Raw genomic sequence first — 24,395 nt, 5'->3', positions numbered from 1 at the left:
TGAAAAGTGTTGGGAAACATTTTACAAGGAGGTTTTTTTATGTCTGGCAGAAGTCATGAAGAAGGATTAAAGGATTTGACCCTATTAGGTAATCAAGGTACAAAGTATTCCTATGATTATGCACCTGAGGTATTAGAGGCAGTGGATAATCTTCATGCTAATCGAGATTATTTTGTTAAGTTTAATTGCCCAGAGTTTACTAGTTTATGTCCGCTTACAAATCAGCCGGATTTTGCAACGATGTACATTTCATATATCCCAGATAAAAAAATTGTTGAAAGTAAATCTCTAAAGTTGTATTTATTCAGTTTTAGAAATCACGGCGATTTCCATGAAGATTGCGTGAATATCATTATGAATGATTTAATTGCATTACTTGATCCAAGATATATAGAGGTTTGGGGGAAATTTACTCCACGTGGGGGTATCTCGATTGATCCATGGTGTAACTATGGGAAGCCAGGAACTAAATACGAAGAAATCGCCAATTATCGTTTAATGAACCACGATCTTAACCCAGAAAAAATTGATAATCGATAAATGAAGCAAGACAGAGGTTTTTAGCTACCCTCTTAAAAAAACTAAGAAGAAAGCAGCACTTTTTCTTAGAGTGCTGTTTTTTCGATATAAGGGAGTCTTTATAGATGAAAAAGGAAAAAGCAATTGTAGTATTTAGTGGAGGTCAGGACAGCACAACTTGTTTGTTCTGGGCAAAAGAACGCTTTGAAGAGATTGAGGCAGTAACTTTCGATTATGGTCAAAGGCATCGTCTTGAAATTGACTGTGCGAAGGTGATAACAGAGGAGCTTGGTATCAAGCATCACATACTTGATATGTCTCTCCTGAATCAACTTGCTCCGAATGCATTGACACGACAAGACATAAAGGTGAAGGACGGAGAAAATGGTGAGCTCCCATCGACTTTTGTGCCTGGCCGCAATCTCCTTTTTCTTTCATTTGCGGGCGTTTTAGCGAGCCAAGTAGGGGCAAAGCATATTGTAACAGGTGTTTGTGAAACTGATTTTAGTGGATATCCGGATTGCCGAGATGTCTTTATTAAATCCTTAAATGTAACGTTAAATTTATCGATGGATGATTCCTTTGTGATTGATACACCCTTGATGTGGCTGAATAAGGCACAAACATGGGAATTAGCTGATCAGCTTGGGGCACTTGAGTTTGTACGGCAAAGAACGTTGACTTGCTATAACGGTGTCATAGCAGATGGATGTGGTGAATGCCCAGCATGTAAATTGCGAAATAAAGGGCTTGATGAGTATTTAAGTTATAGGAAGGAGTCTTAAGGCATGTCAGATTTTAAAATCGTTGAGAGACTCCAGAGAATTGATGTGGATATTCAAAGAAATCAATTGAAATATCATGCAAAGCGTGTTCTCATAAGCAAAGAATTTACCTTCGATGCTGCCCATCATCTACATCATTATGAAGGGAAATGTAAAAATCTACATGGGCATACCTATCGAGCTATATTAGGACTGAGTGGCTACACAGATGAACGTGGTTTGATGATTGATTTCGGCGATATAAAAGAAATATGGAAACGTAAAATAGAGATTCATTTGGATCACCGTTATTTAAATGAAACGCTTCCACTCATGAATACGACGGCAGAGAATATTGTTGTTTGGATTTACGAAAAGTTGACTGAGGCTTTGCTTGATGAAGGATATAACGGTGTACGTGTAGAGTTTATCAGGCTTTACGAGACTCCAACAAGCTATGCAGAAGCTAGAAGGGAGTGGATGGAAGTTGAGTAAAGTACCTGTTATCGAGATTTTTGGGCCAACGATTCAAGGAGAGGGTATGGTCGTTGGCCAGAAGACAATGTTTGTAAGAACTGCGGGCTGCGATTATTCCTGTTCTTGGTGTGATTCATCGTTTACGTGGGATGGCAGTGGAAAGCACCTTATTGTCCAAATGACAGCGGAAGAGATTTGGTCTGAGTTGAAACGTTTAGGGGGCAATGGTTTTTCATTTGTCACAATTTCAGGCGGCAATCCTGCACTCAATCCGAATTTATCAGAGCTTATTGCCATTTTAAAAGAAAATGACATAAAAATCGGGGTAGAAACACAGGGGAGTAGGTGGCAAAAGTGGATGTATGAGATTGATGAACTGACAATTTCACCAAAGCCACCTAGTTCTGGAATGACCACAGACTACTCGGTGCTCTCTTATATCTTCGAAAAACTTAAAGATCGGAACAGCAATCACCATGTATCCCTCAAAATAGTCGTTTTTAATCAAGAGGATTACGATTATGCTAAACAAATTCACCATCGATATCCCATGATTCCTTTTTATCTTCAAGTCGGTAATGATGATCTCACGGCAACTGATAATTCACAATTAATGATGAATTTATTGGATAAATATCGTGCACTGATTGATAGAGTAATGAAGGATGAGGATTTAAGAGATGTTAAAGTACTGCCACAGTTACATGCCCTTGTGTGGGGAAATAAAAGAGGCGTGTAGGGTGCTCTTACAAAAATTAAATTTACTTGAGGAGTAATAGTTTGAGAATATTATTTTATTTATTATCTATTGTTATTGCTAATGTGGTAACGGCAGCATTTGCACCATTCCATTTTGGTATGTTTATTGTTCCAATGGGAACGCTTTTAATTGGGGCAACCTTTATTTTTCGGGATCTAGTACAAAATAAATATGGTAGAAAAAAGACGTATTTATTTATTATTACAGCTTTAATTTTATCAGCTGTGGTGTCATTCCTACTAGGTGATACACTTTTAATTGTGGTAGCCTCAGCGCTATCATTTGTTGTCGCTGAAACGGCTGATACTGAAATTTATACTCGATTAAAATTACCAATGGCTTGGCGTGTGTTCTACAGTGGTATTGTTGGAGGATTTCTAGATTCTGCAATTTTCGTAGTAATCGGCTTAAGTCCACTTGGTGCCAATATATTGCCATGGGAAGCGGTACCTGCCGCCATTTTGGGGCAAATTATTGTGAAGACGATTATACAAATGATTGGCGCAATTATTTTAAATAAAGTTGGGCCAATGAAAGAAAAATATATTATTCCAGAATAATTATTCCTTATTATGAAGATACGGATCACAAGTAAGCTTTTTAAAAACAGGCCCATTCGCTTTATTCGAATGGGTCTGTTTGATTTATATTCTTTCTAAGGTACCTCTTGCATTTTTTATGCTGTTTTCTTTTGTTTAAGGTCTAAATGATAACTAAAGAAAGTTAGTAGACTTGCACTGACGGCAACTATACCACCGACCCATGTGACATTCATCAAATTTCCTTGATGATATACAATGCCGCCTAATGCAGACCCAAAAGCGATGCCTACGTTACTTGCCACGGGCATAAGAGAAGCAGCGAGTCCTTTAGCATCTGGTTTATAAATTTCGGCCAAATCTATTAAATAAAGTTGAGTAGATGTTGTTAAGAGGATGGCCATTAGTGACATTAGTCCGATGTTCGCTAATCCTAAAATAAAATGGTTTGTTGTCCAAAATAAGCTTGTCAATACAATAGCTTGTGCGAGAAAGACAAACCGAAGTCGGCCGATGGCATTGTGAGTGGCAATTTTACCGGCAAGAATGTTGCTGAAAATCGAAAGAAAGCCGTAGCCGAATAAGATTAAACTTATAGAATTATTTGGTGCACCCATTCCCTTTAAAATAGGAACAAGGTACGTAAAGACTGCATAGGTTGCACCAAACCCGAGAGCAGGAATGAAAAAGGCAATTAAAATTCGAGGCTGAATCATTAAAGAAAATTGATCCCGTATTGAGCTTCGTACTTGGCTGAGTCGAGTAGGTAAGACAAAAAAAGATGCCGCAAACGCCAACCCTCCGAGAAGAGTGGTTAACATAAAAGTGGCATTCCAGCCGTACCATTCAGCGATTACAATTCCAATGGGTACTCCAACTACATTGGCCAGTGTAAAACCACCGAAAACAAATGATATAGCAAGGCCGCGTTTATTAATTGGCATGGTTTCGCTTGCAACAATCATGGCTAGAGAGATCAATACACCTGTTACAATCGCGGTCATAACCCGAAGTATAAGGAGCATAATATAGCTCGTTGAAATTACACACAGAGCATTTAAGGCAATGAAGGAACCTATCAAAAACAACATCCATTTACGCTTTGGAAAATGGCTTGTTGCTGACATCACGAGTGGTGTAGCGATGGCAAATGTGATAGCGAACGCAGAAACGAGTGTGCCTGCTTTTGCATTTGTCATATGAAGGCTTGAAGAAATATCAGTTAAGATCCCGACAATAACAAATTCGCTTGTCCCAAGAACAAATGTTAATAATGCAAGTGTTAAGATAAGTAACCAATGTCGCTTGGATAACTGTGTATGATGCATAAATACCTCTTTCTTTGAAGAATGTAACTGTGCTACTTAGTAGACACACAATTTAAACATCATATCATAAAATGCATTTATGAGAAATTAGATTGGTTTCCTGTAAATATCAGTGTTTGTTTCCAATTTTCTACCTCTAAAGAAGGATTTTGTAAATATTACTCGAATTTTTTAATTGGAAGATTAACTTTGCAATTTTATCAATTTGATATCTATACATAATAAGGGGATAAGGGGGATTCACATGATTCAATTCCTTCAGATGGGAGCAAATACAGTTATAAGTTCCCAAAAAGGTAGTGTTACTATTAGCTACGAAATGTCTAATTCGATCGATATTTCGTTAACTGCATTCCTTTTAACGGATGTAAACAAGGTACAAGGAGATAGCGGCATTATATTTTATAATCAACCAACTAGCTTATCTGGTGCAGCTACCCTGATACCATCTGAGAATGTAGGGAATATAAAAATACATAAAATGAATTTTGACATGAGTAAAATCCCTGAAGGTATTACTAAAATAGCTATAACACTTACAGAAGATAATAGCCGAGGTTTTTCAAATGTGAAAAATTTAAAGGCAGAAATATGTACTGATAACAATATTATCAATTTAGCACCAGCTAATTTTGCAAATGAAAATGGAATCGTAGTATTAGAATTATATCTAAGAAATAGTCAGACAAAGGTGAGATCTATTTGGCGGGGATTTGATTCTGGGTTAGAGGGGTTATGTAAAAATTACGGTGTTGAGGTTGAACCTGAAGAACAAAACAAGTTTTCTAAATCAACAACTATAAAAAAACAAATGCTGATAGAACCTGATCAATCATTAAATGTTCCAGAAAGTACAAATAGACAAAACATGTTATCACAGATAAATCTTGAAAAGGTAAAGGGGAATGTCAGTCTCACCAAAGGTCAAAAGCCAGTTATCATTGATAAAACGCCTGAAATTACTGCTACGGTATCATGGCAAACTGGTACTGACTACGATATATATGCTTTAGTCTATACAAAGGATGGTCAGCAGATCGATGTAGCTATGTTTGGGGCGAAAAATACACCCCCACTTAGGAGTTTTCACAACGGGGTAGTCGAACACATGGGGGATGTTGGGAGAGATGCTGGTTCAACAAAAACTGAAGTAATCAAATTGAGATTAAATAATAATGTTTTAGCTGTTGTTCCTGTGGTTTATTCCGCCCAATCAAATGGCACAGGCTCATTCTATAGATATAAGGTGTCTATGAGTATTGATAATCATAATGGAACCTCCGTTACTATTTTTGCTAAAAATGCTAATAATAATGATAGAATTTATTCCTGTGTACCTGGAATACTTCATAATACTCCAGATGGTGTGATTATCAGCCCATTAGAGCTTTATAGTGAACCAAATTCTGAACGTAGACCTAAGCTGAAGATGGGCTCTTCTAATATGGTAGAAGTTCTAATGGATAAAGGCCCAATAAATGATTACAAGTAAAAGCAAATAAAAAGGAGAGTGGCGATAGCCAATCTCCTCTTATTTATTCTCCTTTAGTTCGTGGGCAATATACGTAGCTAGTAATTCACGGACTTCATCCGTAGAATGTGCACCCAGTAATTGAACTCTCAATTGACTAGCCCCTTTGAAGCCACGTACATATATTTTAAAGAAACGTTGTAATGCTTTAAATGAACGTGTTTCGAATTCCTTGGAATAGTGGTCATGAAGGTTAAGGTGTAAGTATAGTAAATTAAGGTATTCTTTGGCGCTATGCTCCTTAGGTTCCTTTTCAAAGGCAAATGGGTTTGAAAACACCCCGCGCCCAATCATTACACCATCGATACCGTATTGCTCAACTAGTTTTAGACCTGTTAAACGATCAGGAATATCACCGTTGATCGTCAGTAATGTGTGGGGAGCAACTTCATCACGTAGTTTTTTGATATCTCCAATTAATTCCCAATGTGCAGCGACCTTGCTCATCTCTTCCCTTGTACGGAGATGAATAGAAAGATTGGCGATATCCTGTTTTAAAATATGTGTAAGCCACTCACGCCATTCTGCTACATCCGTAAAGCCAAGTCTTGTTTTGACACTAACGGGTAAGCCTCCTGCTTTGGCTGCTTGAATAATATCTGCGGCTAGGTCAGGATGAAGAATTAATCCAGCTCCTTTACCTCTTTCTGCTACATTATCAACTGGGCAACCCATATTAATATCAATTCCCTTAAAGCCTAATTCCTTCATACCAATACTCATTTGACGAAAATGTTCAGGGTTGTCTCCCCAAATATGTGCAACAATAGGCTGTTCATCTTCTGTGAAAGCTAAGCGGTTACGTACATTATCTAACCCATCTGGATGACAATAGCTCGTCGTATTGGTGAATTCCGTAAAATATACATCGGGTCTCCCTGCTTCCTGAATGACATGACGAAATACAACATCTGTCACATCCTCCATTGGAGCTAAAATGAAGAATGGCCGTGGTAAATCAAGCCAGAAATTTTTTTGATTCATTGCTAAAAATCCTCTCTTTCCAAAATACTACCTTGCAAAAAGATATCATATTTATTTTATTTCTACATAGTTAATTGGCTTAGCTTAAGGATAGAAATGCATCATTGTAATTAGACTTTGGCTCTCTTAGATTAGAAAGTAATTAAAAATAACCAACAAAATCCTGTATTATCTATAATGATATAATATGTAATATAATGTAGAAATTTAGGGGGAGAGTTGAAGTGGGGAAATATAAATATAAAACAATCGGTGTGAATGATGTACCCACAATGGCTGAATTACTCGAAAATAGACAGAGCCTTGAGGGTGAAGTATATCCATTTCTAAACAATAGCTGTCTTAATGCTGAACATATAACAAATATACTTGAAAACTTATTTGCTCATAATACTATTAAGGGGATTGGAGCATTTATTAAAGATGACCTAGTAGGATATTTAATCGGAGTCATCAAGAATGACTCTCTAAGAGGCAGACATGTATGGGTACCCTATGAAGGGTTGGCAATCAGAAAGGATCAATCCGCTGAGCTTATTAGAAAATTATATGCAGAGATTTCAGTGGTATGGCTAGAGCAAGGTTGCTTTATGCATTACACGATAATCCCTCTTGGAAATCAGGCTTACTATGATGCCTACCAACGATTAAGCTTTTCTATACAACAAGTACATGGGGTCATGAACATTGGGGATTATAAACCATTTAAAAATACATGTAATGCAGAGATTAGGGTTGCAAATAAAATGGATAGTGAAATGATGGGGAAAATGTCTAGGATCATTCAATCGTATCAAAATTCCGCACCTACATTTGAGCCTGTATTCCCTGAGGTTGTCATGAGCATAAAAGACTCATATAAAAGTATAGTAGAGGAGAATGATGATACATGTTTCGTTGCAGTAAAGGATGGGCAGGAATTAGGATTTCAAAAATATTATCCTATACATTCAGATTTGATGACACCTGAGCATGCAATAGAGCTAACGATTGCAGGTACTTACTCTTCTCAAATGGGAAGAGGTGTGGGAAAAAAGTTGATGGATGAAGGCTATAGAAGGATGAAAGAGGCGGGCTATGAGAATATCATTACAGATTGGAGAATAACTAATCTTGCTGCATCGGCATTTTGGCCTAAGTGCGGTTTTAAGCCAGTAGCCTATAGAATGGTTAGGTACATTAACAGTGATATAGCCTGGGCAAACTTTAATAACCCAAGTATAGGATTATTGTAAATTTAGTTAGATTTATTAAATTCTGCTGTTATGAAGAATTCAAACAGCTGGCTAGACACTTAAAATTTAGTTTTAGATTGCTTGCCTATACTTCGTAAATATTGACATTTATTTTTTAGACAACTAAGCTTAATGGAAAAATAGTGCTGGGGGGCTGCCAGTGGAATTTATTAAATTAAATTGTCCAAATTGTAATGGGAAAATTGAATATAAAGAAGAGCAAACATTCAAATGTCCTTTTTGTGATACGGAAATCATGTTGAAAGAGAATAAAATTTATTATGTTGATCAAACGATTAATAATTATTATGGAACAGCTTCTCCTCATACACCATCCCGTCCAAAAACAAATTTAAAGCTGCTCTTTATGATACCAATTGTCATGATGTGTGTATTCTTTGGGTATTTTCTTTTAAGTAGTAATCAAACAGAGGATGGAAACCGTGAAGAACTATCCATTCGAACAATGCCTGAAAGTGAAGTTCTTCTGTTCTTTTTAAAAGATATTTTTGATAAAGGTGGGACGATGCCAGCAAAAGAAGAGATTGCAAGTATTCGATATTTGGCTGCCTACTATTCTGACAATCAATGGCATTTTGATTATAGTCTAGAAGATCCTTTTACAAATAAGGAAGCTAAAATTTCTACTTATATCATTATGGATAAATTATTAAATACGCAAAAAATTGAACAAAAGGACTTTGAGGCTTTTACTGGATTAACGGTTTTAAAGCTCATGAATGATTATGAAATATCACAAAGTGAAAAAGTAAGCTTCCAACATCTTGAAAACTTAAAAAGTTATACAGGTAGTTTTAATGAATCATTTAGTAAAATCGCAGGATATTTTAGTGATAAGTCAAATGTTAAAGAGATCTCTATCCAAATTAGAAGTAATGATGAACTTGCTTTATTATTAGAGTTCCCCAATCTTCAATCTCTAGAACTATCTTATGTGGCTGAAGAGGTGACAGATTTTCAGATTCTAAATAAATTATCGCTGAAATCACTTTCCTTAAAATCAATTAATGATTTAAAGTGGCTGTCTACACTAACTAATCTAGAGTCGTTAGCAATAGACATTAGTGAAGCTACAGATTTTAGCCCACTTTACTCATTGACTCAATTACAAGAATTGAAGCTTACGTCAGTAAGAAATTTAAAAACGCTTGATTTTATACAAAACATGCCTAAACTACAATCTTTAGATCTTGAAAACATGAATATCATCAATTTAGATAGACTTAGAAATATGTCATCTTTAACAAAGCTACGTTTAGCTTCTCCTGGTCAAGTGGAATTGTTGGATATGGTTAACAGTCTAACGTCATTGACAGAGTTATCGTTAACTGGCTATCATGGTGATATTTCATCGATTGTAGCGCCCCATTTGAAAAAAGCAGAGCTGAAGAGTTCATTTTTACCACAGCTAGAAGCACCCGCTTTAAGAGATTTGACGGTTTCTATAAGTGGATCGGATTCGCAATTGAATGGTGCAGAACTACTGAAATACCCACAGCTAGAACAGCTTACAGTCATGGAGTATGGAATTCTTACAGGTATTCGTTCATTAAATGACCTACCTCATTTGCAAACAATCAATTTAAATGAGACCCTCTTTTATGAAACCAATGACTTATTCAATTTGCAGCATGTAAAAATGTTAAACTGTAATGAATGTAATTTTCAGGTGAATAGCAAGCCATTTACGAACAACGTGCTGGAGCATTTAACTTTAAATGATGTTTCCATTCAAATTGGTAATGGGGAATGGGTGCAAGAAGTAGATAAGATCATGCCTTACTTTGCTGGCTTTACAAATTTACGTTCATTCACTTTACAAGATAGTTCACTACAATCGTTAAATTTCTTGGGAAATTGGCAACAAATAGAGGTGCTTCATTTAGAAAATAATGCTATTTCGAATGTAGAACCCTTAGTGAATTTGCTCAACTTAAAAAAACTATATATTTTAGGGAATCAGGTACAAAATCAATCTGTATTAGACAAGGGAATTATGATTTATTGAAATAATGTGAATTAATAGCAACCTACGAAATTAATATAGTAGAAATAAAAAGAGACAATGACAGGAATATTCTGTCATTGTCTCTCTTGGATTTGTCCTACAGTTTGGATAGTTTTATAATGAATTAATGCTTAACAAGAGGAGTTGAAAGGATATGTTCGTACGTAATAAAGGTTTGTTTTTTATGCTATCTATGCTAGCCATTATTGTTGTTTTGACAGGCTGTGGTACAGCTAAGGATAGTGAGAAAACTGAGGGAAAAACAGCTAAAGAAACACAAGAAACAATGGATTATGCGTCAAAAGTGAAGGAAAATCCAATTGTGACGATTACGATGAGCAATGATGAAAAAATTGTTATTGAATTGGAGCCTACTGTAGCACCAAATACAGTAGCTAACTTTATTGCTTTAGTAAAAGATGGATTCTATGATGGTCTTATTTTCCATCGGGTTATTCCTGATTTTATGATTCAGGGTGGAGATCCTAAAGGGAATGGTACTGGAGGACCTGATTATTCGATTGATGGTGAGTTTACCTCAAATGGATTTGAAAATAATATGAAGCATGAACGTGGTGTTATTTCGATGGCTCGTTCAGATGATCCAAACTCAGCAGGCTCACAATTTTTCATTATGGTAAAGGCAGCATCACATCTTGATGGAAAATATGCTGCTTTTGGCAAGGTGATTGCAGGTATGGAAACAGTTGATGCCATTGTTGGAGCAGAGCGAGATGCTACAAATAAACCACTAGAAGATCAGCAGATGAAAAAGGTAGAGGTGGATACAAAGGGCTTTGATTATCCAGCACCTAAGGTAAACAAATAGTTTTCGTCCCAATGCTATTGGTTAAAATCTATACTATAAACATTAAAAAGGCTAAATCAATTGAGATTTGGCCTTTTATATTTGTTAAAAAATTGAAATTATAAATATTTTTGAGTAATATGAGAAGAAATTTAAGATTGAGCGATGTTTTATATAAAGGATTCTTTATGTTTGTGGAAGAAAGGGTGTTTGCATGAGGGTAACAGATGAAAATTTTATAAAACATCTTAAGAAAAAACGAGAAGAAGCACTTCAATATGTTATTGATGAATATATGGGGATTATCAAAGCGATTATTTATAATGCTCTAAAATCCTATAATGATCCTCAAATAATAGAGGAATGTATTAGTGATACATTTCTAGGGGCTTATGAAAATGCTAAACAATTTAGAGGCGATAAAGAGGATTTTAGAAGATGGATTTGCACGATAGCAAAGTTTAAAGCCATTTCGAAACAAAGAAGGTTGTCTAAAATGCCATATTTTTATGAGCTAAATGAAACAGGTGAAGCCGCAATATCGGCTGAAGAGGAATACTTAATCAAGACAACAACGGAGGAAGTGCTCATCATGATGACGCAATTAGAGCAATTAGACCGTGATATTTTTACGATGAAATACTTTTTAAATATGAAAAACGAAGAAATTGCTATTCATTATGGTTTAACAAAAGCCGCTATTGATAATCGATTATATCGTGGGGAAAAACGATTACAGCAAATTCGTTTGGGGGGAAGTATGACATGAAAAAGCTATATAAACAATTTAATGATTTAAATCTTGATATAAATATAGAGCCGATGGAAGTGAGCTCGCTTGAAAAAGAGAGAGTGAAAAGAAATGTCATGATAGTCAAAAAGAAAAGGCATTTCATTAAAAATTTTATTGTTGCAGCTACTTTTTTTATTGCATCCAGTATGACACTTGGTTATACGTTTCCTACATTTGCTGCAAATTTACCGTTTATCGGAAGTATATTCGAATTGTTTATTGATGATGAAAGGTATGTATTTAACAACTATGATCAGTATTCTACAAGTGTCGGAGTGAGCCAAGAAAGTAATGAAGTTGAAGTCACTGTCACAGATGCTGTATATGATGGCGAAAATATTACTATTGCTTACACTATTAAAAGTGAAAAGGATTTAGGAGAAAGGCCAGTTTTATATGGTGACAATCGTGAACTAACTGCTAAGGAATTTGGAAATAGGTATCGATATGGCGGCTATTCAACAAATTATATGGTTCAAAAGATAAACAGCAATGAGTATGCAGTATTGTATATTTTTGAACTCATTAGAGGCTCTAAGCCCGAGGAAGTTCACATTAATTTTCAAGGAAATCAAATTGTTGATTTAAATAATGTAAATAATTCAGTAGCAGGTGACTGGGCATTTGAATTTGCTTTAGAGAAGCTTGAAAGTGAAACAATAAGGGTGGAAAAGGATAGTATGAAAACAGAAGGAAAAGGTATAAAAATTGAAGCTTTTAAAATAACGAAAACACCTATCGCTACAACATTTTATCTTTCCGAAGAAGTCTTGGTAGAAAAAGAAAATGAAGCTTGGCAAGGAGTTCTCATTGACTATATTGTGACAGATGATTTAGGGAATGATTATAATGTAATTCATTTTAGAGGAACTAGTCATAATACAGATTTCAAAGGGCGTGAAAATTTTCCTCGTATTGTTGCAAATAAATTTGATGAACAAGCTACCTCGATTATGATTACCCCTGTAGTAGGTGTATACAAAATTAAGGATAGTACAGGGGCATTAGAACTGATAAAAGAGCCATATACATTAAAGCCTATTGCTGTTCCGATAAAGTAAAAAATTAAAAGAGTATGTAAGAAGAACAACCTTACATACTCTTTTTACTTATCATCTTTCTTTGGGATCGAAATAAGCCATAAAAAATCATCTTCTATTAATATTTGAATGTCTTGCCCCTCACGGATTAGCTGCTCAGCTTTCTGCTGCTTGGCGCTTATACCCCTACGTTTATTACCAAGCACAACGAAATCAGTATGTTGTGTAACAGCTCCCTGTAAATACCCTCCATATGCTTTTACTTGTTTGGAGGCTTCGGATCGTGTCATGGTAGAAAGGGCGCCTGTGAATACAATTTGTTTCTTATAAAAGGGGTGGGTTAGATTTTCAACTGGATCAGAAAAGAAAATGATTTCTGAGTTATCCTTATTGATCATATTCGTTACTCCTTAAAAAATTAATCGATAAATAAATCCACAAAATTTTATATGTATGCTACATTAAAATTAAAAATATAAAGAGGTACATAGACATGAATTCGCAATTGACTGCTTTCATTACTCTTAGCTGCACATCAGGTGTACTAAATTTGTATTTATGTTTATACGTATTTCTAAAACGCTACAATTATACAAAAATTGCTCAATTGTTTATTAGTTATACCGCATTAATTGCGGTATATTGTTTTGCTTCTGCTTTTGGTTTAATCGCTACAACATTAAGTGCCATAAAGGTTTGGACGGCCATCCAATATGTAGGTATGGCTTTTTCAACGCCTCTCGGATTATTGTTTATCATGCAATACCTCGGTTTTCATCTGACAAGGAAAAAGATAATGGCTCTTCTTGCCATTCCATTTATTAGCTTAATCATGGTTGTTACAAATGATATACACCATTTTCATTATAGAGTATTTGAAATAGATCCTATATTAGGGGAACCTTATGTTCATCAGGAAATTGGCATATGGTATATCATTCATGGCATATTTACTTTTGGCTGTATGTTCGTATCCTTCTTATTAGTATTAATCCATTGGAAAGAGACTACTAAGGCCTACCGGCAACAATTAATTGCCTTAATGTGTGGTCAACTTATTCCTATGATAACAGCATTCATCTATTTATTGGGCTTAACACCTCAAGGAGTTGATCCTGTCCCTATGGTATTATGGGCTTCTTCATTTTTATATTTATGGTCTATTAATTCCTCACGGTTATTTAGGGTGATGCCTGTTGCCAAGGATGCAATATTTCATAGTATCAATGATGGGGTTATTGTGTTAGATGAATCTGCTCGATTAATAGAGTTTAATCAAGCCTGTAGCAAGGTATTTCCTCAGCTAACCAGATCAATGATTGGTAGGGATATTGGGGAAACATGGATTGAAGTAACTGGACAACCGATGCCATTTACATTGGAGGCAGTGGTGAATACGCAAGACATCGAGATTGTGCTTTCTGATCATACTTATCAAGTGCGTGTTACAGAGCTGCAACATGTTAATCATGGTAAGGGGTTATTACTTATTTTCACTGATATAACAGAGTTGAAGGAGCTACAAAGACAGTTAGAGCAACTCGCTTTTTACGATGAACTTACACAAATTTATAATCGTCGAGCTTTTTTTCAACAATGTAATCAGGCTTACAGCGAGGCAAGAGAATCATCCTCAGCTTTTACTGTCATTTTAATGGACATCGATCATTTTAAAAACGTCAATGATACGTATGGGCATGCTATCGGTGATCAATTACTAGTTCATGTCGTAAAGGTTTGTCAGAGTGTGTTGAAAAAAGGAGAACTGTTTGCACGGTATGGCGGTGAGGAATTTGTTCTTGCACTCAAGGACTCTACATTATTAGAGGGGCAAGCATTAGCTAATTTGCTCTGTAATAGCGTAGAATCCCAGCCACTTATGACTACTGAGGGAGCAATTCGTGCTACTATTAGCTGTGGTGTAGCAGAAGGCACAAAGGGACAAGAGACACTGTATCAGCTTTTAAACAATGCGGACAAAGCACTGTATGCGGCAAAACAAGCAGGCCGTAATCGAGTACATGTTTTTCTAGAATAAAAAAGCTAAAATATACAATCATTGAGGCAATGATGTATATTTTAGCTTTTTACTTACCAATTTGTATGGAAAACACCTTGTGCATCAATTCGTTCATACGTATGCGCACCGAAATAATCACGTTGTGCCTGTAACATATTAGCATTAGATGAACCTGTTCGATAACTATCGTAATATGTGAGAGAAGCACTCAAGCAAGGGAACGCGTTTCCTGCTTGGATGCCTTCACAAACTATTTTTCTTAATCCATTTTGATAGTCCATCGACTTTTCTGCAAAGTATGGATCAATTAATAAATTATTTAGAGAAGGTTGCTTTTGATAGGCTTCACTAATAACATTTAAAAAATCTGCTCGAATAATACAACCACTACGGAAAATTAATGCAATATCTTTTAATGGTAAACGCCATTCATAAAGCTCTGATGTCATTTTATATTGTGTAAATCCTTGTGCATAAGCACATATTTTCCCCATATATAGCGCTTGGCGGACGTATTCAATCCAGACATCTCTATCTAAATTTTGCTGTTTATAATTTGGTCCAGATAGTATTGCCTCTGCTTGAATTCGTTCCTCTTTTAATGATGAAATATAGCGAGCGAATAAGGCCTCCGTAATAATTGATGTAGGAATACCATTGTCTATAGATTGCAGGCTTGTCCATTTCCCAGTACCTTTTTGACCAGCTTTATCAAGTATCATATCAATCAGTGGTAATCCTGTTATCTCATCTTTTTTCCTTAAGATTTCAGCTGTTATTTCGATTAAATAGCTTTTCAATTCACCCTGATTCCATGTTTCAAAGATAGTAGCAATTTCCTCAACGGATAATCCTATATTTTTTCTTAAAAACGTATAGGCCTCCGCAATGAGTTGCATATCTGCATACTCGATTCCATTGTGTACCATTTTGACGAAGTGACCTGCGCCCTTGGGACCAATATACGTACAGCATGGTGTATCATTCACTTGTGCTGCAATCTTTGTCAGTATAGGTGCTACTTTGTTATAGACCTCTTGATCACCACCGGGCATGATAGATGGTCCTGTCAATGCTCCTACTTCACCACCAGAAATACCAATCCCTAAATACCCAATTCCTAAAGCTTTAAGTTCATCGTATCTACGCTCTGTATCTTTATAATGAGAGTTGCCGCCATCCATAATGACATCGCCCTTTTCAAGGAAAGGCACTACTGATTGAATAACTGAATCAATAGCATTCCCAGCTGTCACCATCAAAAAAATCTTTCTTGGTTTTTCTAAAGCTTGTACAAACTCTTCTATTTCATAGTAAGGAGTAAGCGATTGTCCTTCAACTTTTTGTAGAAGTTTGTCGGTTAAATCTCGTGTGTAATTATAAACGGCTACTTGCTCGCCCTTATTAGCCATGTTTAAAGCGATATTACTGCCCATAACACCTAATCCAATAACGCCAATTGTATTTAACATTGTACTTGCTCCTTTTTAAACATTTTTTAAACAAATAAACTAAGTAATAAAATAAATCCTAAGCCAGCCACAGATACAATTGTTTCTAGCAAGGTCCAAGTAGCGAATGTTTCTTTCATGCTTAATCCAAAATATTCTTTAAACATCCAGAAACCTGCATCATTGACATGTGAAGCAATTAAGCTTCCTGCACCTGTTGCCAACACGACCAAGGCAAGGTTTACATCACTTTGACCTAACATTGGAATGACTAACCCAGCTGTTGTTAAAGCAGCAACCGTAGCTGACCCTAATGAAATGCGTAAAATAGCCGCAATAATCCATGCTAGTAAAATTGGCGATAAGGTAGTTCCATGGAAGAGTTCAGCTACATAATCACCGACACCACCATCAATTAAAACTTGTTTGAAGGCACCACCGCCCCCAATAATTAAGAGCATCATACCGATATGGGATATTGCTGTTGTACATGACTCCATTACTTGCTTAATAGGAATTTTCCTTGCGATCCCCATTGTATAGACGGCAACTAATAAGGAAATTAACATGGATGTACCAGCTTCACCGATGAAGCGGATCCCTGCTAAGAAGCTATTATCTTCAAAGCCAATTGTTTTTTGTAACAGTGTAATAATAGTAGCAATGGACATTAAAATAACGGGTAATAGTGCAGTAAAAACACTTATTCCAAAACTCGGTGTGTCCTCTAGTTCAAATGTTTTTTGTTCACCTAGAGAGGCAATATTTCCAGTTTTGTTGAATGATTCAGGCACTAACCTTTTCGCTAATTTTGTAAATAATGGTCCAGCTAAAATAACAGTCGGAATGGCGATGATAAAGCCATAAAGCAACACCTCACCAATATTTGCCCCAAATTCGCCAGCAATAACAGTTGGTCCAGGATGTGGTGGCAAAAATCCATGTGTGACAGATAAGGCTGCGGTCATTGGAATTCCTAAATATAAAATAGAAACCTTTAATTGTCTTGAAATAGCAAAGACAATTGGGATTAATAGCACAAGACCTACTTCAAAGAAAAGAGCGATACCGATAATAAAGGATGCTGCTACAACTGCCCATTGAATGTTCTTTTCTCCAAATTTATTCACAAGGGTCATGGCAATACGCTGTGCACCGCCAGAATCGGCAATTAATTTTCCTAGCATCGCTCCAAGACCAAATATTAGTGCCAAGTGACCTAATGTTCCACCTAACCCTGCTTCAATCGTTTTTACGATAATATCCAAAGGCATCCCAAGAGCTAAAGCAACACCGAATGAAACAATGATTAATGAAATAAACGTATTTAATTTAAAGCCCATTATTAAAATTAACAGCGCAATAATACCAATACCTACAATAACTAATGGCATGTATTCTCCTCCTCTTTAGTCGGGCTTAATTAAGCTCCTTTGATACTGAGCAATTGACGTATAGTCGTCTGCTAAAACTCTAGATAAACGAATGAAAATTGGGAGTAGCTGTCTATATTCTTTGGCTGCTTCTTCGATCGGCGTATGTTTATAAGTGTCACCAACCATATCAGAGACAACGTCAAAGGAATCAATTTTTCCTGTAGCATATAAGCCTAAAATACAAGCGCCTAGACAGGAGCTTTCATAGCTTTCAGGTACTACCACTTCGGATTCAAAAATATCCGCCATCATTTGTCTCCAAATCTCAGAGCGTGAAAACCCGCCTGTTGCTTGAATACGAGTGACAGGGCTTTCCATACATTCCAGTAATGCTAAATAGACAGTATATAAATTGTAGATAACCCCTTCGAGGGCAGCTCGTATCATATGTTCCTTTTTATGAGACATAGTTAAACCAAAAAATGAACCACGGACATCTGGATTCCATAAAGGCGCACGTTCACCTGATAGATAGGGATGGAATAGCAGCCCATCAGCACCAGGTCTAACACGTTCAGCAATTTTCGTTAACACTTCATATGGATCAATACCTAGTCTTTTAGCTGTTTCAATCTCAGAAGAGGCAAACTCATCGCGAATCCAGCGTAATACCATACCACCATTGTTTACGGGTCCACCAATGACCCAATGGTTTTCTGTTAGTGCATAGCAAAAAATTCTACCCTTTACATCTGTTTTGGGCCTATCAATTATGGTACGGATAGCACCGCTTGTCCCAATAGTGACAGCAATTTCGCCTTCTCGAATGGCGTTCACACCTAGATTAGAGAGCACGCCATCACTTGCACCAATGACAAAAGGTGTTTGTGGGTCAATACCAATTTGTTTAGCTAAAAGGTCATTGCAATTTAAAAATAGTTGAGTTGTTGGTACGAGTGTGGATAATTGTGCTTTCGCAATACCTGCAACAGCTAAAGCTTCTTCGTCCCAATCTAATGTATGGAGATTCATCATACCCATACACGAAGCTAATGAATAATCGACGACATATTGATCAAAAAACTTTTTAAAAATGTATTCTTTAATACCGATATATTTCTTCGTTTTGCGCGCGATTTCAGGATGTTCATGCACAAGCCAAGTAATTTTGCTTAGTGGTGACATTGGATGAATAGGTGTACCTGTTCTTTTATAAATTTCATGGCCATTCCAGTCAGTTTTAATTTTATGTGCCCATGCTTCACTACGATTATCCGCCCAAGTGATGACAGGTGTTAACGGTTGATCATTTTCGTCCATAGCGATCACACTATGCATAGCACTACTAAAGGAAACAAATAGTAATGGTTTATCAGAATGGACTTTCATAATGTTGGTAATGGCTTGTAGTACAGCTTGAAAGATTTCTTCTGGATTTTGTTCTGCTGTCGAAATATCCGGTGTATATAATGGATACCCAATATTTTCTTGTTGAATAACCTTCCCATGTTGACTAAATAATACGGCCTTAGTGCTAGTAGTCCCTATATCAACACCTAACATATAGTTAGTCATTTTGTGGCTCAACCCCTTTAGATAGCATTTGCTGTGACCGCCATAAATCTTCTACTTTGCCTTGAACATCATCAAAATTTTCATGTAAGGATTTAATCATAAGCTCTCGATCTTTGGCTCTAATAGCATCAATATAGAGCTCATGATTTTTCACAATACGAGTAAAATCCTCATATTTCTCTTTAAAGCGCATGCGCATAGATAGTAAAATCAAGCCTTCCATTACTGGCTTTAAATTATTCCAAATCATGGTGATATAGGAATGTCCGATGGAACGAATAATTGTCTCATGGAACATAACATCCTGATAAGAAAATTCGTCTGCATCGTTATACTTAATGGCAACTTTCATCATTTCTAATGTTTTGCTAAGTTCTAGTGCTAAGCTAGTTGTATCCATTTTTATGAGACGTTCAAACACAAATGTTTCAATCAGCAATCGAACATCATAAATTTCTTCAATCTCTTTTTCAGATAAACCAATGACAACAGCACCCATTTTCTCTAATCGAATGATATTTTCAGAAGCTAATATTCTTAAGGCTTCACGAATGGGTGAACGGCTTACTTCAAAATCAGCTGCCAGTTTGTTTTCTGAAAGAATGGTACCGCTTTCAATTAAACCTGAAATAATACGCATTCTAAGTTCATATGCTACGCGATCACCTGTAGAAGCCTTAGAAAGCCATTTTTGTGGATATAAATAATCATTATATTCGCTCATAATATCACCCTTTTTGATTTGGAGTATACTTGTATACAAGTATTATAGTCAGAAAGAAAATAAGATTGCAAGCGACTTACTAACAATCAAAAATTGAAAAATCCTCAACTCTATACTTAGCTAAAAAAAATAATTAATGCACATTCTTTTTTCCTCCTTGGACAAACTTTAGAATGAAAAGTTCGTAAAACTTGTACAAGGTTTTAAAGCTTTTCAAATAATCGATGAAGGATGGTTATGTCAAATATGGATACAAATCGTAACAGATCAAATGGTACGAAAAGTGCAAATAAAACAAATCAACAGCGTCAGACACTTCATCGTGAGGAGTTTGGTGCTGAATTTGAGCTTGATTCAGCTTCAGCACAAATCAATAACTTTGCTGAAACACAAGGAAAAACAGATATCAAGCAACCAGTCAGTGAGAGGACTGCATGGCACTAATTTATATTTGACAACTATTCATGACATTGAGAGAAGGACTAAGGCATATGCCTTAGTCCTTTGATTATAGCCTGGGAAATATTGTGTTTATTTTCTTCCATACATATTATCAGAGCATTTCATAATACTACATCTAGAACAATGAAAACATTTTTAAGAAGGGAAGATATATACATTGGCTAAGCACTCCGATACAAGTTGGAAGCAGGATCATCCTAGCACATTGTTTAGTAACTCTGTGCAAAAGGCGGATCGTCTATTAAAGCATGCAAAATCACATCCAGAGGAAATAGCAATAGAACATGCATTTAATCAGATTAAGCATGCTGAAAATGCACGTTTCAATGCAGAACAATATGGTGAGCATTTGGATACGGTTCAGCAAAATAAAGAATATCTAGAGCAGATTAAACAACAATTACATGAAATGAAAAATGATACTGAATAAAAAATAACAATATACAACGGCTTAAATTCACGTAGTGAGGTTTAAGCCGTTGTTTAAATGTGATTAAATTAACACCAAACAATGATTTCATAGGGAGTGGTTTGAGCAGGAATACTCCTAGTGGTAGGACCATAAACAACAATGAGGTTTCGATTGGCAGGACTATTGGTAAAAGGCTGCCCATTTTTAAGTGAAATAATCGTAGTAGGAGAAAGGTTTAATTGTAATTGTCCATCACTACTCAGTAATTGTTGATTAAAGAAATCTACCTTTACATTATGATAATTGCTTTCTTTTACAATAATTAAAGCACGGTATTGTGGCGGGTAAATCATCGGTACAGGTGCATCTCCATCATAATATCCTGTTACCCATTCACCAGTAGTGACAATTTCACGATTAACAAAATAGGTGGAGGGAGAAATAATAAAATTGACGACCCCACCAGCACCATCTTCTAAGGTCATTATTTTATAACAACCGTTCTTATCTCCGTTTTGCCCAACAGAAAAATCACTGATTTGAGTGATAACACCCCGAAAAGATTTAAAATTGACCATACCCATTCCCTTCTTACATATTTCTCATTTTTAGCGTATCATTTTAATTTATGTAGCATTGTAAAATTAGGTGACAGACAATGAATAGGATGCTATTTGATAGCAATCAACTTATACTAAACATGCTTACTATTAGGACAGAGGAGTGGCATCTATTGAATTGGATTTCTAAAAATAAGAAAATCTTTCTATTGTTAATTTTCGTTGTTATTGTTGTCGCTGGTATACTGGATATTAAATATGAGGGATTATTCTTTCAGCTATTACCTACATCAATACAAACATTTTTATCTAATTTATTTTGAAATGTGGAGAACCGTACCTAAAAGAGTGCGGTTTTTTCATTACCAGAATTTTTGCCACAACATGCAACCAATTGTTTGGATTATCTACTTTATAAGTAAGAGTACATAAAAGGAGAAAATGCAAATGGACGATGAAAAAATAGTTGCTTTATACATACAACGCTCACAGCAGGCTATTTTGGAAACAAGGAAAAAATATGGAGCATATTGTAGAGTAATAGCAAGAAGAATCTTGGCAAATTTGAGGGATGTTGAAGAATGTGAGAATGATGCCTACCTAGCTGCATGGAACACAATCCCTCCACAGATACCAAGAAAACTATCTATTTTTTTAGGGAGAATCATACGTAATATTGCACTTGATAAGCATAGCTATAATACAGCCAAAAAGAGAAACAATGAGTTTGAGGTCATTCTCACAGAGCTGGAAGAATGTCTAGCTTCTTCTCATACGGTAGAAACATCCTATGAAGCGGGTGAACTTGCTCAATACATTAGCCAATTTTTATATACCTTAGATGAACAATCTAGAAATATATTTATTCAACGATATTGGTACTCCTATTCTATAAAAGATATTTCCTTACACTTTCAAATGAGTAGTAGTAAAGTTAAGTCCAACTTATTTAGGACACGTAATAAACTGAGATTTTATTTGGAAAGCGAGGGATTATATATATGAAAAAAGAGGAGTTATATCGTGAAATTGGATTTATAGAGGAAGAGTTAATTGAAGCCGCCAACTATGAAGTAAAGAAGAAAAGTTTTTCTAAAAAATGGCTCGCTGTGGTAATAAGTATGATGATCGTAAGCTCAGTTTCTACTGCCACAATAGCAGCAGCTTACTATAAACATCAAAATAATGAGCTTTATATTCGTTATTTATCAGCAGAGGACATGGAACTAATGCCAGCTACAAAATATGATGCAGATAAATTTCTAAAAGCTCTAGATAGTGACAAAGAGGAGTATATCTATATTGCAATAAATAGACTAGTAGAGAGCTATAATGATGAAAAGTTGAGAAATAAGGCGTTAAAGGCTATTCAGCCATTTATACAAAGTGATAACAAAAAAATTGCAAATTCGGCTATTTTTGCTGTCGATATTTTATCGGGAAGCTTTAAAAGTCAGCAGGTATATAAATTAGCAGATGGGAGCGTCTTCTTTACTTTATTCAATAATTATTCAGATTACGGAAGCCAAAATGTTCTTTGGCGTATAAAAGATGATGTGCTAGAGGCATATTCTAGCTTCTCCAGTCCATCAATGTATATTAAAGAGATAATTCCTTCACCTGATCAGAAATTAATTGCTATTGTCACGAACTCTAATAAAAGTGAATTTGTTGAAGTCATCAATGTGGAAGAGCGAATGGTAAGCCCAGAGTTAGTAGAATCTTCAAGGGTTAAATATGGTGCTGAGCAAGGGTTAGATACTTGGATTCGAACAGATCATGAAAACTATAGCTATGTGGATCATCTTAGATGGAAGGGAGATGCTACAATAGAATTTGAAGCTAGTCTCTCCTATGATGATACGGCGTTTATTAAAAACGTGGTAGTCACTTATGAAGTTAGCCAAAAGAAATTAACTGTTAAAGAAATTAAATAAGAAGCAGATAAAAACAGAAAACGTATTTAAAGGTTTTCTGTTTTTTCAATAGTATTGTAGAAATAAATCAATTAAAAAGGGAGTGAATGATATCAATGGCAAAATGGAAAATAGCCTTAGAAACGTTCCTGAAAGCATGGCAAGATAAAGAGGAAGTTGTAGGAGCGCTCGTATGTGGGAGCTATATTACTGGAAATCCCTCTAAGCGCTCTGATATTGATGTTCATATTATTTTGGCGGATAATGTGGGGTGGAGGGAAAGAGGGAATCGTGTTATTGATGGTTTTTTAATTGAATACTTTGCGAATCCATCAAGTCAAATTCGTGGGTATTTCCAAGATGATTTTAAAAAAAGAAGAACTATGTCGATGGTCCAATTTAAAACAGGTAGGATTTTATTTGATTATACTGGAATAATAAAAGACTTGAAATTTGAGGCAGAGGAATGGCTCGAAGAAAAATATAACACAATGAATGAAACGGTCTTAGAAATAAAAAAATATGAACTATGGGATGCACTAGATAATTTAAAGGATTGTTATGAGCAGGATAGAATGGACTTTTCCTTTACCTACCATAACTCATTAGCCAATTTATTTTTGGTGTACTGTCAGTTTTTAAATCTAGAAACGATACCCTTTTATCAAATCTATGCCTATCTTGAAGATCCAATTTACCTGCAAAAATATAGTAAGTCAGCATTTCCAGATGAGGACTTTAGAGAAATTTTTATGAGAGCAATGCATGAGGACAATGCTGAAAAGATGATGGCGTCATATGAAGCAGTAGTAGAGTATGTGCTCATACAAATGGGTGGTTTTCATATAGATGGCTGGCATATAAAAAGCCCAATCGAAAGTTAATCTGTGGAAAATTGAAAGTTAGTTCAGATACAAGACGAGCTTCATATTTATATGTTATTATACAGATATAATAATAAAAAGAACCTATTTTTTATGAAAATGTCAACCATTTTTAGGCCGATTATTCCAATAAGCTTAAATAATTCAATTTTTATCTAGAACAAAAAGTGATTTTTTTGCTTGAATTATGATTGGAAAGGCTCGAAAA

General features: G+C 35.6%; 26 protein-coding genes. 18 read left to right on the top strand and 8 right to left on the bottom strand.

Translation table 11 applies throughout. The annotated features are described in order from the left end of the window. Positions 1 to 39: 39 nt before the first annotated feature. From queF to BFM98_RS21520, 5 genes are all read left to right on the top strand, one after another. Positions 40 to 540, top strand: coding sequence for a preQ(1) synthase (queF, locus tag BFM98_RS21540; protein ID WP_004233404.1), 501 nt, complete (start codon positions 40 to 42; stop codon positions 538 to 540). A 104-nt stretch (positions 541 to 644) separates the two neighbouring features. Further along, positions 645 to 1,304, top strand: a complete 660-nt coding sequence (gene queC, locus BFM98_RS21535) for a 7-cyano-7-deazaguanine synthase QueC (RefSeq protein ID WP_054548829.1) — start codon at positions 645 to 647, stop codon at positions 1,302 to 1,304. Between the two features lie 3 nt (positions 1,305 to 1,307). Next, a complete protein-coding gene (queD, locus tag BFM98_RS21530; RefSeq protein ID WP_066038348.1) occupies positions 1,308 to 1,778 on the top strand; it encodes a 6-carboxytetrahydropterin synthase QueD in 471 nt (156 codons plus the stop codon). Then, positions 1,771 to 2,499, top strand: coding sequence for a 7-carboxy-7-deazaguanine synthase QueE (queE, locus tag BFM98_RS21525; RefSeq protein WP_066038347.1), 729 nt, complete (start codon positions 1,771 to 1,773; stop codon positions 2,497 to 2,499). The genes queD and queE overlap by 8 nt, the downstream gene beginning before the upstream one ends. A gap of 41 nt (positions 2,500 to 2,540) precedes the next feature. Next, positions 2,541 to 3,080 (top strand): VUT family protein, encoded by a 540-nt coding sequence (locus BFM98_RS21520; RefSeq protein WP_054548832.1) that lies wholly within the window; start codon positions 2,541 to 2,543, stop codon positions 3,078 to 3,080. A gap of 116 nt (positions 3,081 to 3,196) precedes the next feature. Here the strand turns inward: BFM98_RS21520 and BFM98_RS21515 are convergent, their stop codons facing one another. Continuing rightward, entirely contained in the window at positions 3,197 to 4,387 is a 1,191-nt protein-coding gene (locus tag BFM98_RS21515) for an MFS transporter (protein WP_066038346.1), read from the bottom strand. Positions 4,388 to 4,631: 244 nt separating this feature from the next. On the opposite strand from BFM98_RS21515, the gene BFM98_RS21510 reads away from it, so the two are divergent. Further along, the gene (locus BFM98_RS21510; protein ID WP_066038345.1) at positions 4,632 to 5,879 is read left to right on the top strand and encodes a TerD family protein; all 1,248 of its coding nucleotides are present in this window, start codon (positions 4,632 to 4,634) and stop codon (positions 5,877 to 5,879) included. 39 nt (positions 5,880 to 5,918) lie between these two features. Here BFM98_RS21510 and BFM98_RS21505 read toward each other — a convergent pair whose 3' ends face one another. Continuing rightward, a complete protein-coding gene (locus tag BFM98_RS21505) occupies positions 5,919 to 6,902 on the bottom strand; it encodes a tRNA dihydrouridine synthase (protein WP_066038344.1) in 984 nt (327 codons plus the stop codon). 224 nt (positions 6,903 to 7,126) lie between these two features. Here BFM98_RS21505 and BFM98_RS21500 point away from each other — a divergent pair, with 224 nt between their 5' ends. The 5 genes from BFM98_RS21500 (at position 7,127) to BFM98_RS21480 (ending at position 12,828) form a co-directional block, all read left to right on the top strand. After that, on the top strand, positions 7,127 to 8,137 hold the full coding sequence (locus tag BFM98_RS21500) for a GNAT family N-acetyltransferase (protein WP_066038343.1): 1,011 nt from the start codon (positions 7,127 to 7,129) through the stop codon (positions 8,135 to 8,137). A gap of 160 nt (positions 8,138 to 8,297) precedes the next feature. Continuing rightward, positions 8,298 to 10,166 carry a leucine-rich repeat domain-containing protein gene (locus BFM98_RS21495; protein WP_066038342.1) on the top strand — a complete coding sequence of 623 codons (1,869 nt, stop codon included), beginning with the start codon at positions 8,298 to 8,300 and terminating at the stop codon, positions 10,164 to 10,166. A 154-nt stretch (positions 10,167 to 10,320) separates the two neighbouring features. Continuing rightward, positions 10,321 to 10,995 carry a peptidylprolyl isomerase gene (locus BFM98_RS21490; protein ID WP_066038341.1) on the top strand — a complete coding sequence of 225 codons (675 nt, stop codon included), beginning with the start codon at positions 10,321 to 10,323 and terminating at the stop codon, positions 10,993 to 10,995. Between the two features lie 193 nt (positions 10,996 to 11,188). Continuing rightward, complete coding sequence (locus BFM98_RS21485; protein ID WP_066038340.1) at positions 11,189 to 11,743, top strand: sigma-70 family RNA polymerase sigma factor; 555 nt, start codon at positions 11,189 to 11,191, stop codon at positions 11,741 to 11,743. Further along, a complete protein-coding gene (locus tag BFM98_RS21480; RefSeq protein WP_066038339.1) occupies positions 11,740 to 12,828 on the top strand; it encodes a DUF4179 domain-containing protein in 1,089 nt (362 codons plus the stop codon). The genes BFM98_RS21485 and BFM98_RS21480 overlap by 4 nt, the downstream gene beginning before the upstream one ends. A gap of 44 nt (positions 12,829 to 12,872) precedes the next feature. On the opposite strand, the gene BFM98_RS21475 is transcribed toward BFM98_RS21480, so the two are convergent. Beyond that, entirely contained in the window at positions 12,873 to 13,205 is a 333-nt protein-coding gene (locus tag BFM98_RS21475) for a BRCT domain-containing protein (RefSeq protein ID WP_066038338.1), read from the bottom strand. 95 nt (positions 13,206 to 13,300) lie between these two features. Here BFM98_RS21475 and BFM98_RS21470 point away from each other — a divergent pair, with 95 nt between their 5' ends. Beyond that, entirely contained in the window at positions 13,301 to 14,845 is a 1,545-nt protein-coding gene (locus BFM98_RS21470; RefSeq protein ID WP_066038337.1) for a histidine kinase N-terminal 7TM domain-containing diguanylate cyclase, read from the top strand. Positions 14,846 to 14,898: 53 nt separating this feature from the next. Here BFM98_RS21470 and gnd read toward each other — a convergent pair whose 3' ends face one another. Genes gnd through BFM98_RS21450 form a run of 4 tightly spaced genes read right to left on the bottom strand, consistent with a single transcriptional unit; the run spans position 14,899 to position 19,953 of the window. Next, complete coding sequence (gene gnd, locus BFM98_RS21465) at positions 14,899 to 16,299, bottom strand: decarboxylating NADP(+)-dependent phosphogluconate dehydrogenase (RefSeq protein ID WP_066038336.1); 1,401 nt, start codon at positions 16,297 to 16,299, stop codon at positions 14,899 to 14,901. 26 nt (positions 16,300 to 16,325) lie between these two features. Further along, positions 16,326 to 17,672 (bottom strand): GntP family permease, encoded by a 1,347-nt coding sequence (locus BFM98_RS21460; protein ID WP_066038335.1) that lies wholly within the window; start codon positions 17,670 to 17,672, stop codon positions 16,326 to 16,328. A 15-nt stretch (positions 17,673 to 17,687) separates the two neighbouring features. Further along, positions 17,688 to 19,229, bottom strand: coding sequence for a gluconokinase (gene gntK / locus BFM98_RS21455; protein ID WP_066038334.1), 1,542 nt, complete (start codon positions 19,227 to 19,229; stop codon positions 17,688 to 17,690). Further along, on the bottom strand, positions 19,222 to 19,953 hold the full coding sequence (locus BFM98_RS21450) for a GntR family transcriptional regulator (RefSeq protein WP_048395289.1): 732 nt from the start codon (positions 19,951 to 19,953) through the stop codon (positions 19,222 to 19,224). The genes gntK and BFM98_RS21450 overlap by 8 nt, the downstream gene beginning before the upstream one ends. Positions 19,954 to 20,190: 237 nt before the next feature. On the opposite strand from BFM98_RS21450, the gene BFM98_RS21445 reads away from it, so the two are divergent. Both BFM98_RS21445 and BFM98_RS21440 read left to right on the top strand, forming a co-directional pair. After that, positions 20,191 to 20,397, top strand: a complete 207-nt coding sequence (locus tag BFM98_RS21445) for a hypothetical protein (RefSeq protein ID WP_054548846.1) — start codon at positions 20,191 to 20,193, stop codon at positions 20,395 to 20,397. Between the two features lie 175 nt (positions 20,398 to 20,572). Then, on the top strand, positions 20,573 to 20,845 hold the full coding sequence (locus BFM98_RS21440) for a hypothetical protein (RefSeq protein WP_004233441.1): 273 nt from the start codon (positions 20,573 to 20,575) through the stop codon (positions 20,843 to 20,845). Positions 20,846 to 20,913: 68 nt separating this feature from the next. On the opposite strand, the gene BFM98_RS21435 is transcribed toward BFM98_RS21440, so the two are convergent. Further along, the gene (locus tag BFM98_RS21435) at positions 20,914 to 21,405 is read right to left on the bottom strand and encodes a hypothetical protein (protein ID WP_048395293.1); all 492 of its coding nucleotides are present in this window, start codon (positions 21,403 to 21,405) and stop codon (positions 20,914 to 20,916) included. A gap of 122 nt (positions 21,406 to 21,527) precedes the next feature. On the opposite strand from BFM98_RS21435, the gene BFM98_RS21430 reads away from it, so the two are divergent. The 4 genes from BFM98_RS21430 to BFM98_RS21415 all read left to right on the top strand — a co-directional run bounded on the left by BFM98_RS21430 (position 21,528) and on the right by BFM98_RS21415 (position 24,187). Beyond that, positions 21,528 to 21,710 carry a hypothetical protein gene (locus BFM98_RS21430; protein ID WP_066038363.1) on the top strand — a complete coding sequence of 61 codons (183 nt, stop codon included), beginning with the start codon at positions 21,528 to 21,530 and terminating at the stop codon, positions 21,708 to 21,710. Positions 21,711 to 21,834: 124 nt separating this feature from the next. After that, the gene (locus BFM98_RS21425) at positions 21,835 to 22,392 is read left to right on the top strand and encodes an RNA polymerase sigma factor (protein ID WP_054548847.1); all 558 of its coding nucleotides are present in this window, start codon (positions 21,835 to 21,837) and stop codon (positions 22,390 to 22,392) included. After that, positions 22,389 to 23,324 carry a hypothetical protein gene (locus tag BFM98_RS21420; protein ID WP_066038333.1) on the top strand — a complete coding sequence of 312 codons (936 nt, stop codon included), beginning with the start codon at positions 22,389 to 22,391 and terminating at the stop codon, positions 23,322 to 23,324. The genes BFM98_RS21425 and BFM98_RS21420 overlap by 4 nt, the downstream gene beginning before the upstream one ends. A gap of 95 nt (positions 23,325 to 23,419) precedes the next feature. Beyond that, positions 23,420 to 24,187: a nucleotidyltransferase domain-containing protein gene (locus tag BFM98_RS21415; protein ID WP_066038332.1), complete on the top strand. Its 768-nt coding sequence runs from the start codon at positions 23,420 to 23,422 to the stop codon at positions 24,185 to 24,187. Positions 24,188 to 24,395 lie beyond the last annotated feature (208 nt).

Origin of the sequence: Lysinibacillus sp. AR18-8 (genome assembly GCF_001705465.1) — a bacterium.
GTDB classification, from domain to species: Bacteria; Bacillota; Bacilli; order Bacillales_A; family Planococcaceae; genus Lysinibacillus; species Lysinibacillus capsici.
This window is presented reverse-complemented; position numbering and strand designations above follow the sequence as displayed.

Coding starts and splice junctions, on each gene's coding strand:
- queF (WP_004233404.1), top strand. CDS start 40: ATGTCTGGCAGAAGTCATGAAGAAGGATTAAAGGATTTGACCCTATTA.
- queC (WP_054548829.1), top strand. CDS start 645: ATGAAAAAGGAAAAAGCAATTGTAGTATTTAGTGGAGGTCAGGACAGC.
- queD (WP_066038348.1), top strand. CDS start 1,308: ATGTCAGATTTTAAAATCGTTGAGAGACTCCAGAGAATTGATGTGGAT.
- BFM98_RS21515 (WP_066038346.1), bottom strand. CDS start 4,387: ATGCATCATACACAGTTATCCAAGCGACATTGGTTACTTATCTTAACA.
- BFM98_RS21510 (WP_066038345.1), top strand. CDS start 4,632: ATGATTCAATTCCTTCAGATGGGAGCAAATACAGTTATAAGTTCCCAA.
- BFM98_RS21505 (WP_066038344.1), bottom strand. CDS start 6,902: ATGAATCAAAAAAATTTCTGGCTTGATTTACCACGGCCATTCTTCATT.
- BFM98_RS21490 (WP_066038341.1), top strand. CDS start 10,321: ATGTTCGTACGTAATAAAGGTTTGTTTTTTATGCTATCTATGCTAGCC.
- BFM98_RS21485 (WP_066038340.1), top strand. CDS start 11,189: ATGAGGGTAACAGATGAAAATTTTATAAAACATCTTAAGAAAAAACGA.
- BFM98_RS21480 (WP_066038339.1), top strand. CDS start 11,740: ATGAAAAAGCTATATAAACAATTTAATGATTTAAATCTTGATATAAAT.
- BFM98_RS21475 (WP_066038338.1), bottom strand. CDS start 13,205: ATGATCAATAAGGATAACTCAGAAATCATTTTCTTTTCTGATCCAGTT.
- BFM98_RS21470 (WP_066038337.1), top strand. CDS start 13,301: ATGAATTCGCAATTGACTGCTTTCATTACTCTTAGCTGCACATCAGGT.
- gnd (WP_066038336.1), bottom strand. CDS start 16,299: ATGTTAAATACAATTGGCGTTATTGGATTAGGTGTTATGGGCAGTAAT.
- BFM98_RS21460 (WP_066038335.1), bottom strand. CDS start 17,672: ATGCCATTAGTTATTGTAGGTATTGGTATTATTGCGCTGTTAATTTTA.
- gntK (WP_066038334.1), bottom strand. CDS start 19,229: ATGACTAACTATATGTTAGGTGTTGATATAGGGACTACTAGCACTAAG.
- BFM98_RS21450 (WP_048395289.1), bottom strand. CDS start 19,953: ATGAGCGAATATAATGATTATTTATATCCACAAAAATGGCTTTCTAAG.
- BFM98_RS21445 (WP_054548846.1), top strand. CDS start 20,191: ATGTCAAATATGGATACAAATCGTAACAGATCAAATGGTACGAAAAGT.
- BFM98_RS21435 (WP_048395293.1), bottom strand. CDS start 21,405: ATGGTCAATTTTAAATCTTTTCGGGGTGTTATCACTCAAATCAGTGAT.
- BFM98_RS21430 (WP_066038363.1), top strand. CDS start 21,528: ATGCTTACTATTAGGACAGAGGAGTGGCATCTATTGAATTGGATTTCT.
- BFM98_RS21425 (WP_054548847.1), top strand. CDS start 21,835: ATGGACGATGAAAAAATAGTTGCTTTATACATACAACGCTCACAGCAG.
- BFM98_RS21420 (WP_066038333.1), top strand. CDS start 22,389: ATGAAAAAAGAGGAGTTATATCGTGAAATTGGATTTATAGAGGAAGAG.
- BFM98_RS21415 (WP_066038332.1), top strand. CDS start 23,420: ATGGCAAAATGGAAAATAGCCTTAGAAACGTTCCTGAAAGCATGGCAA.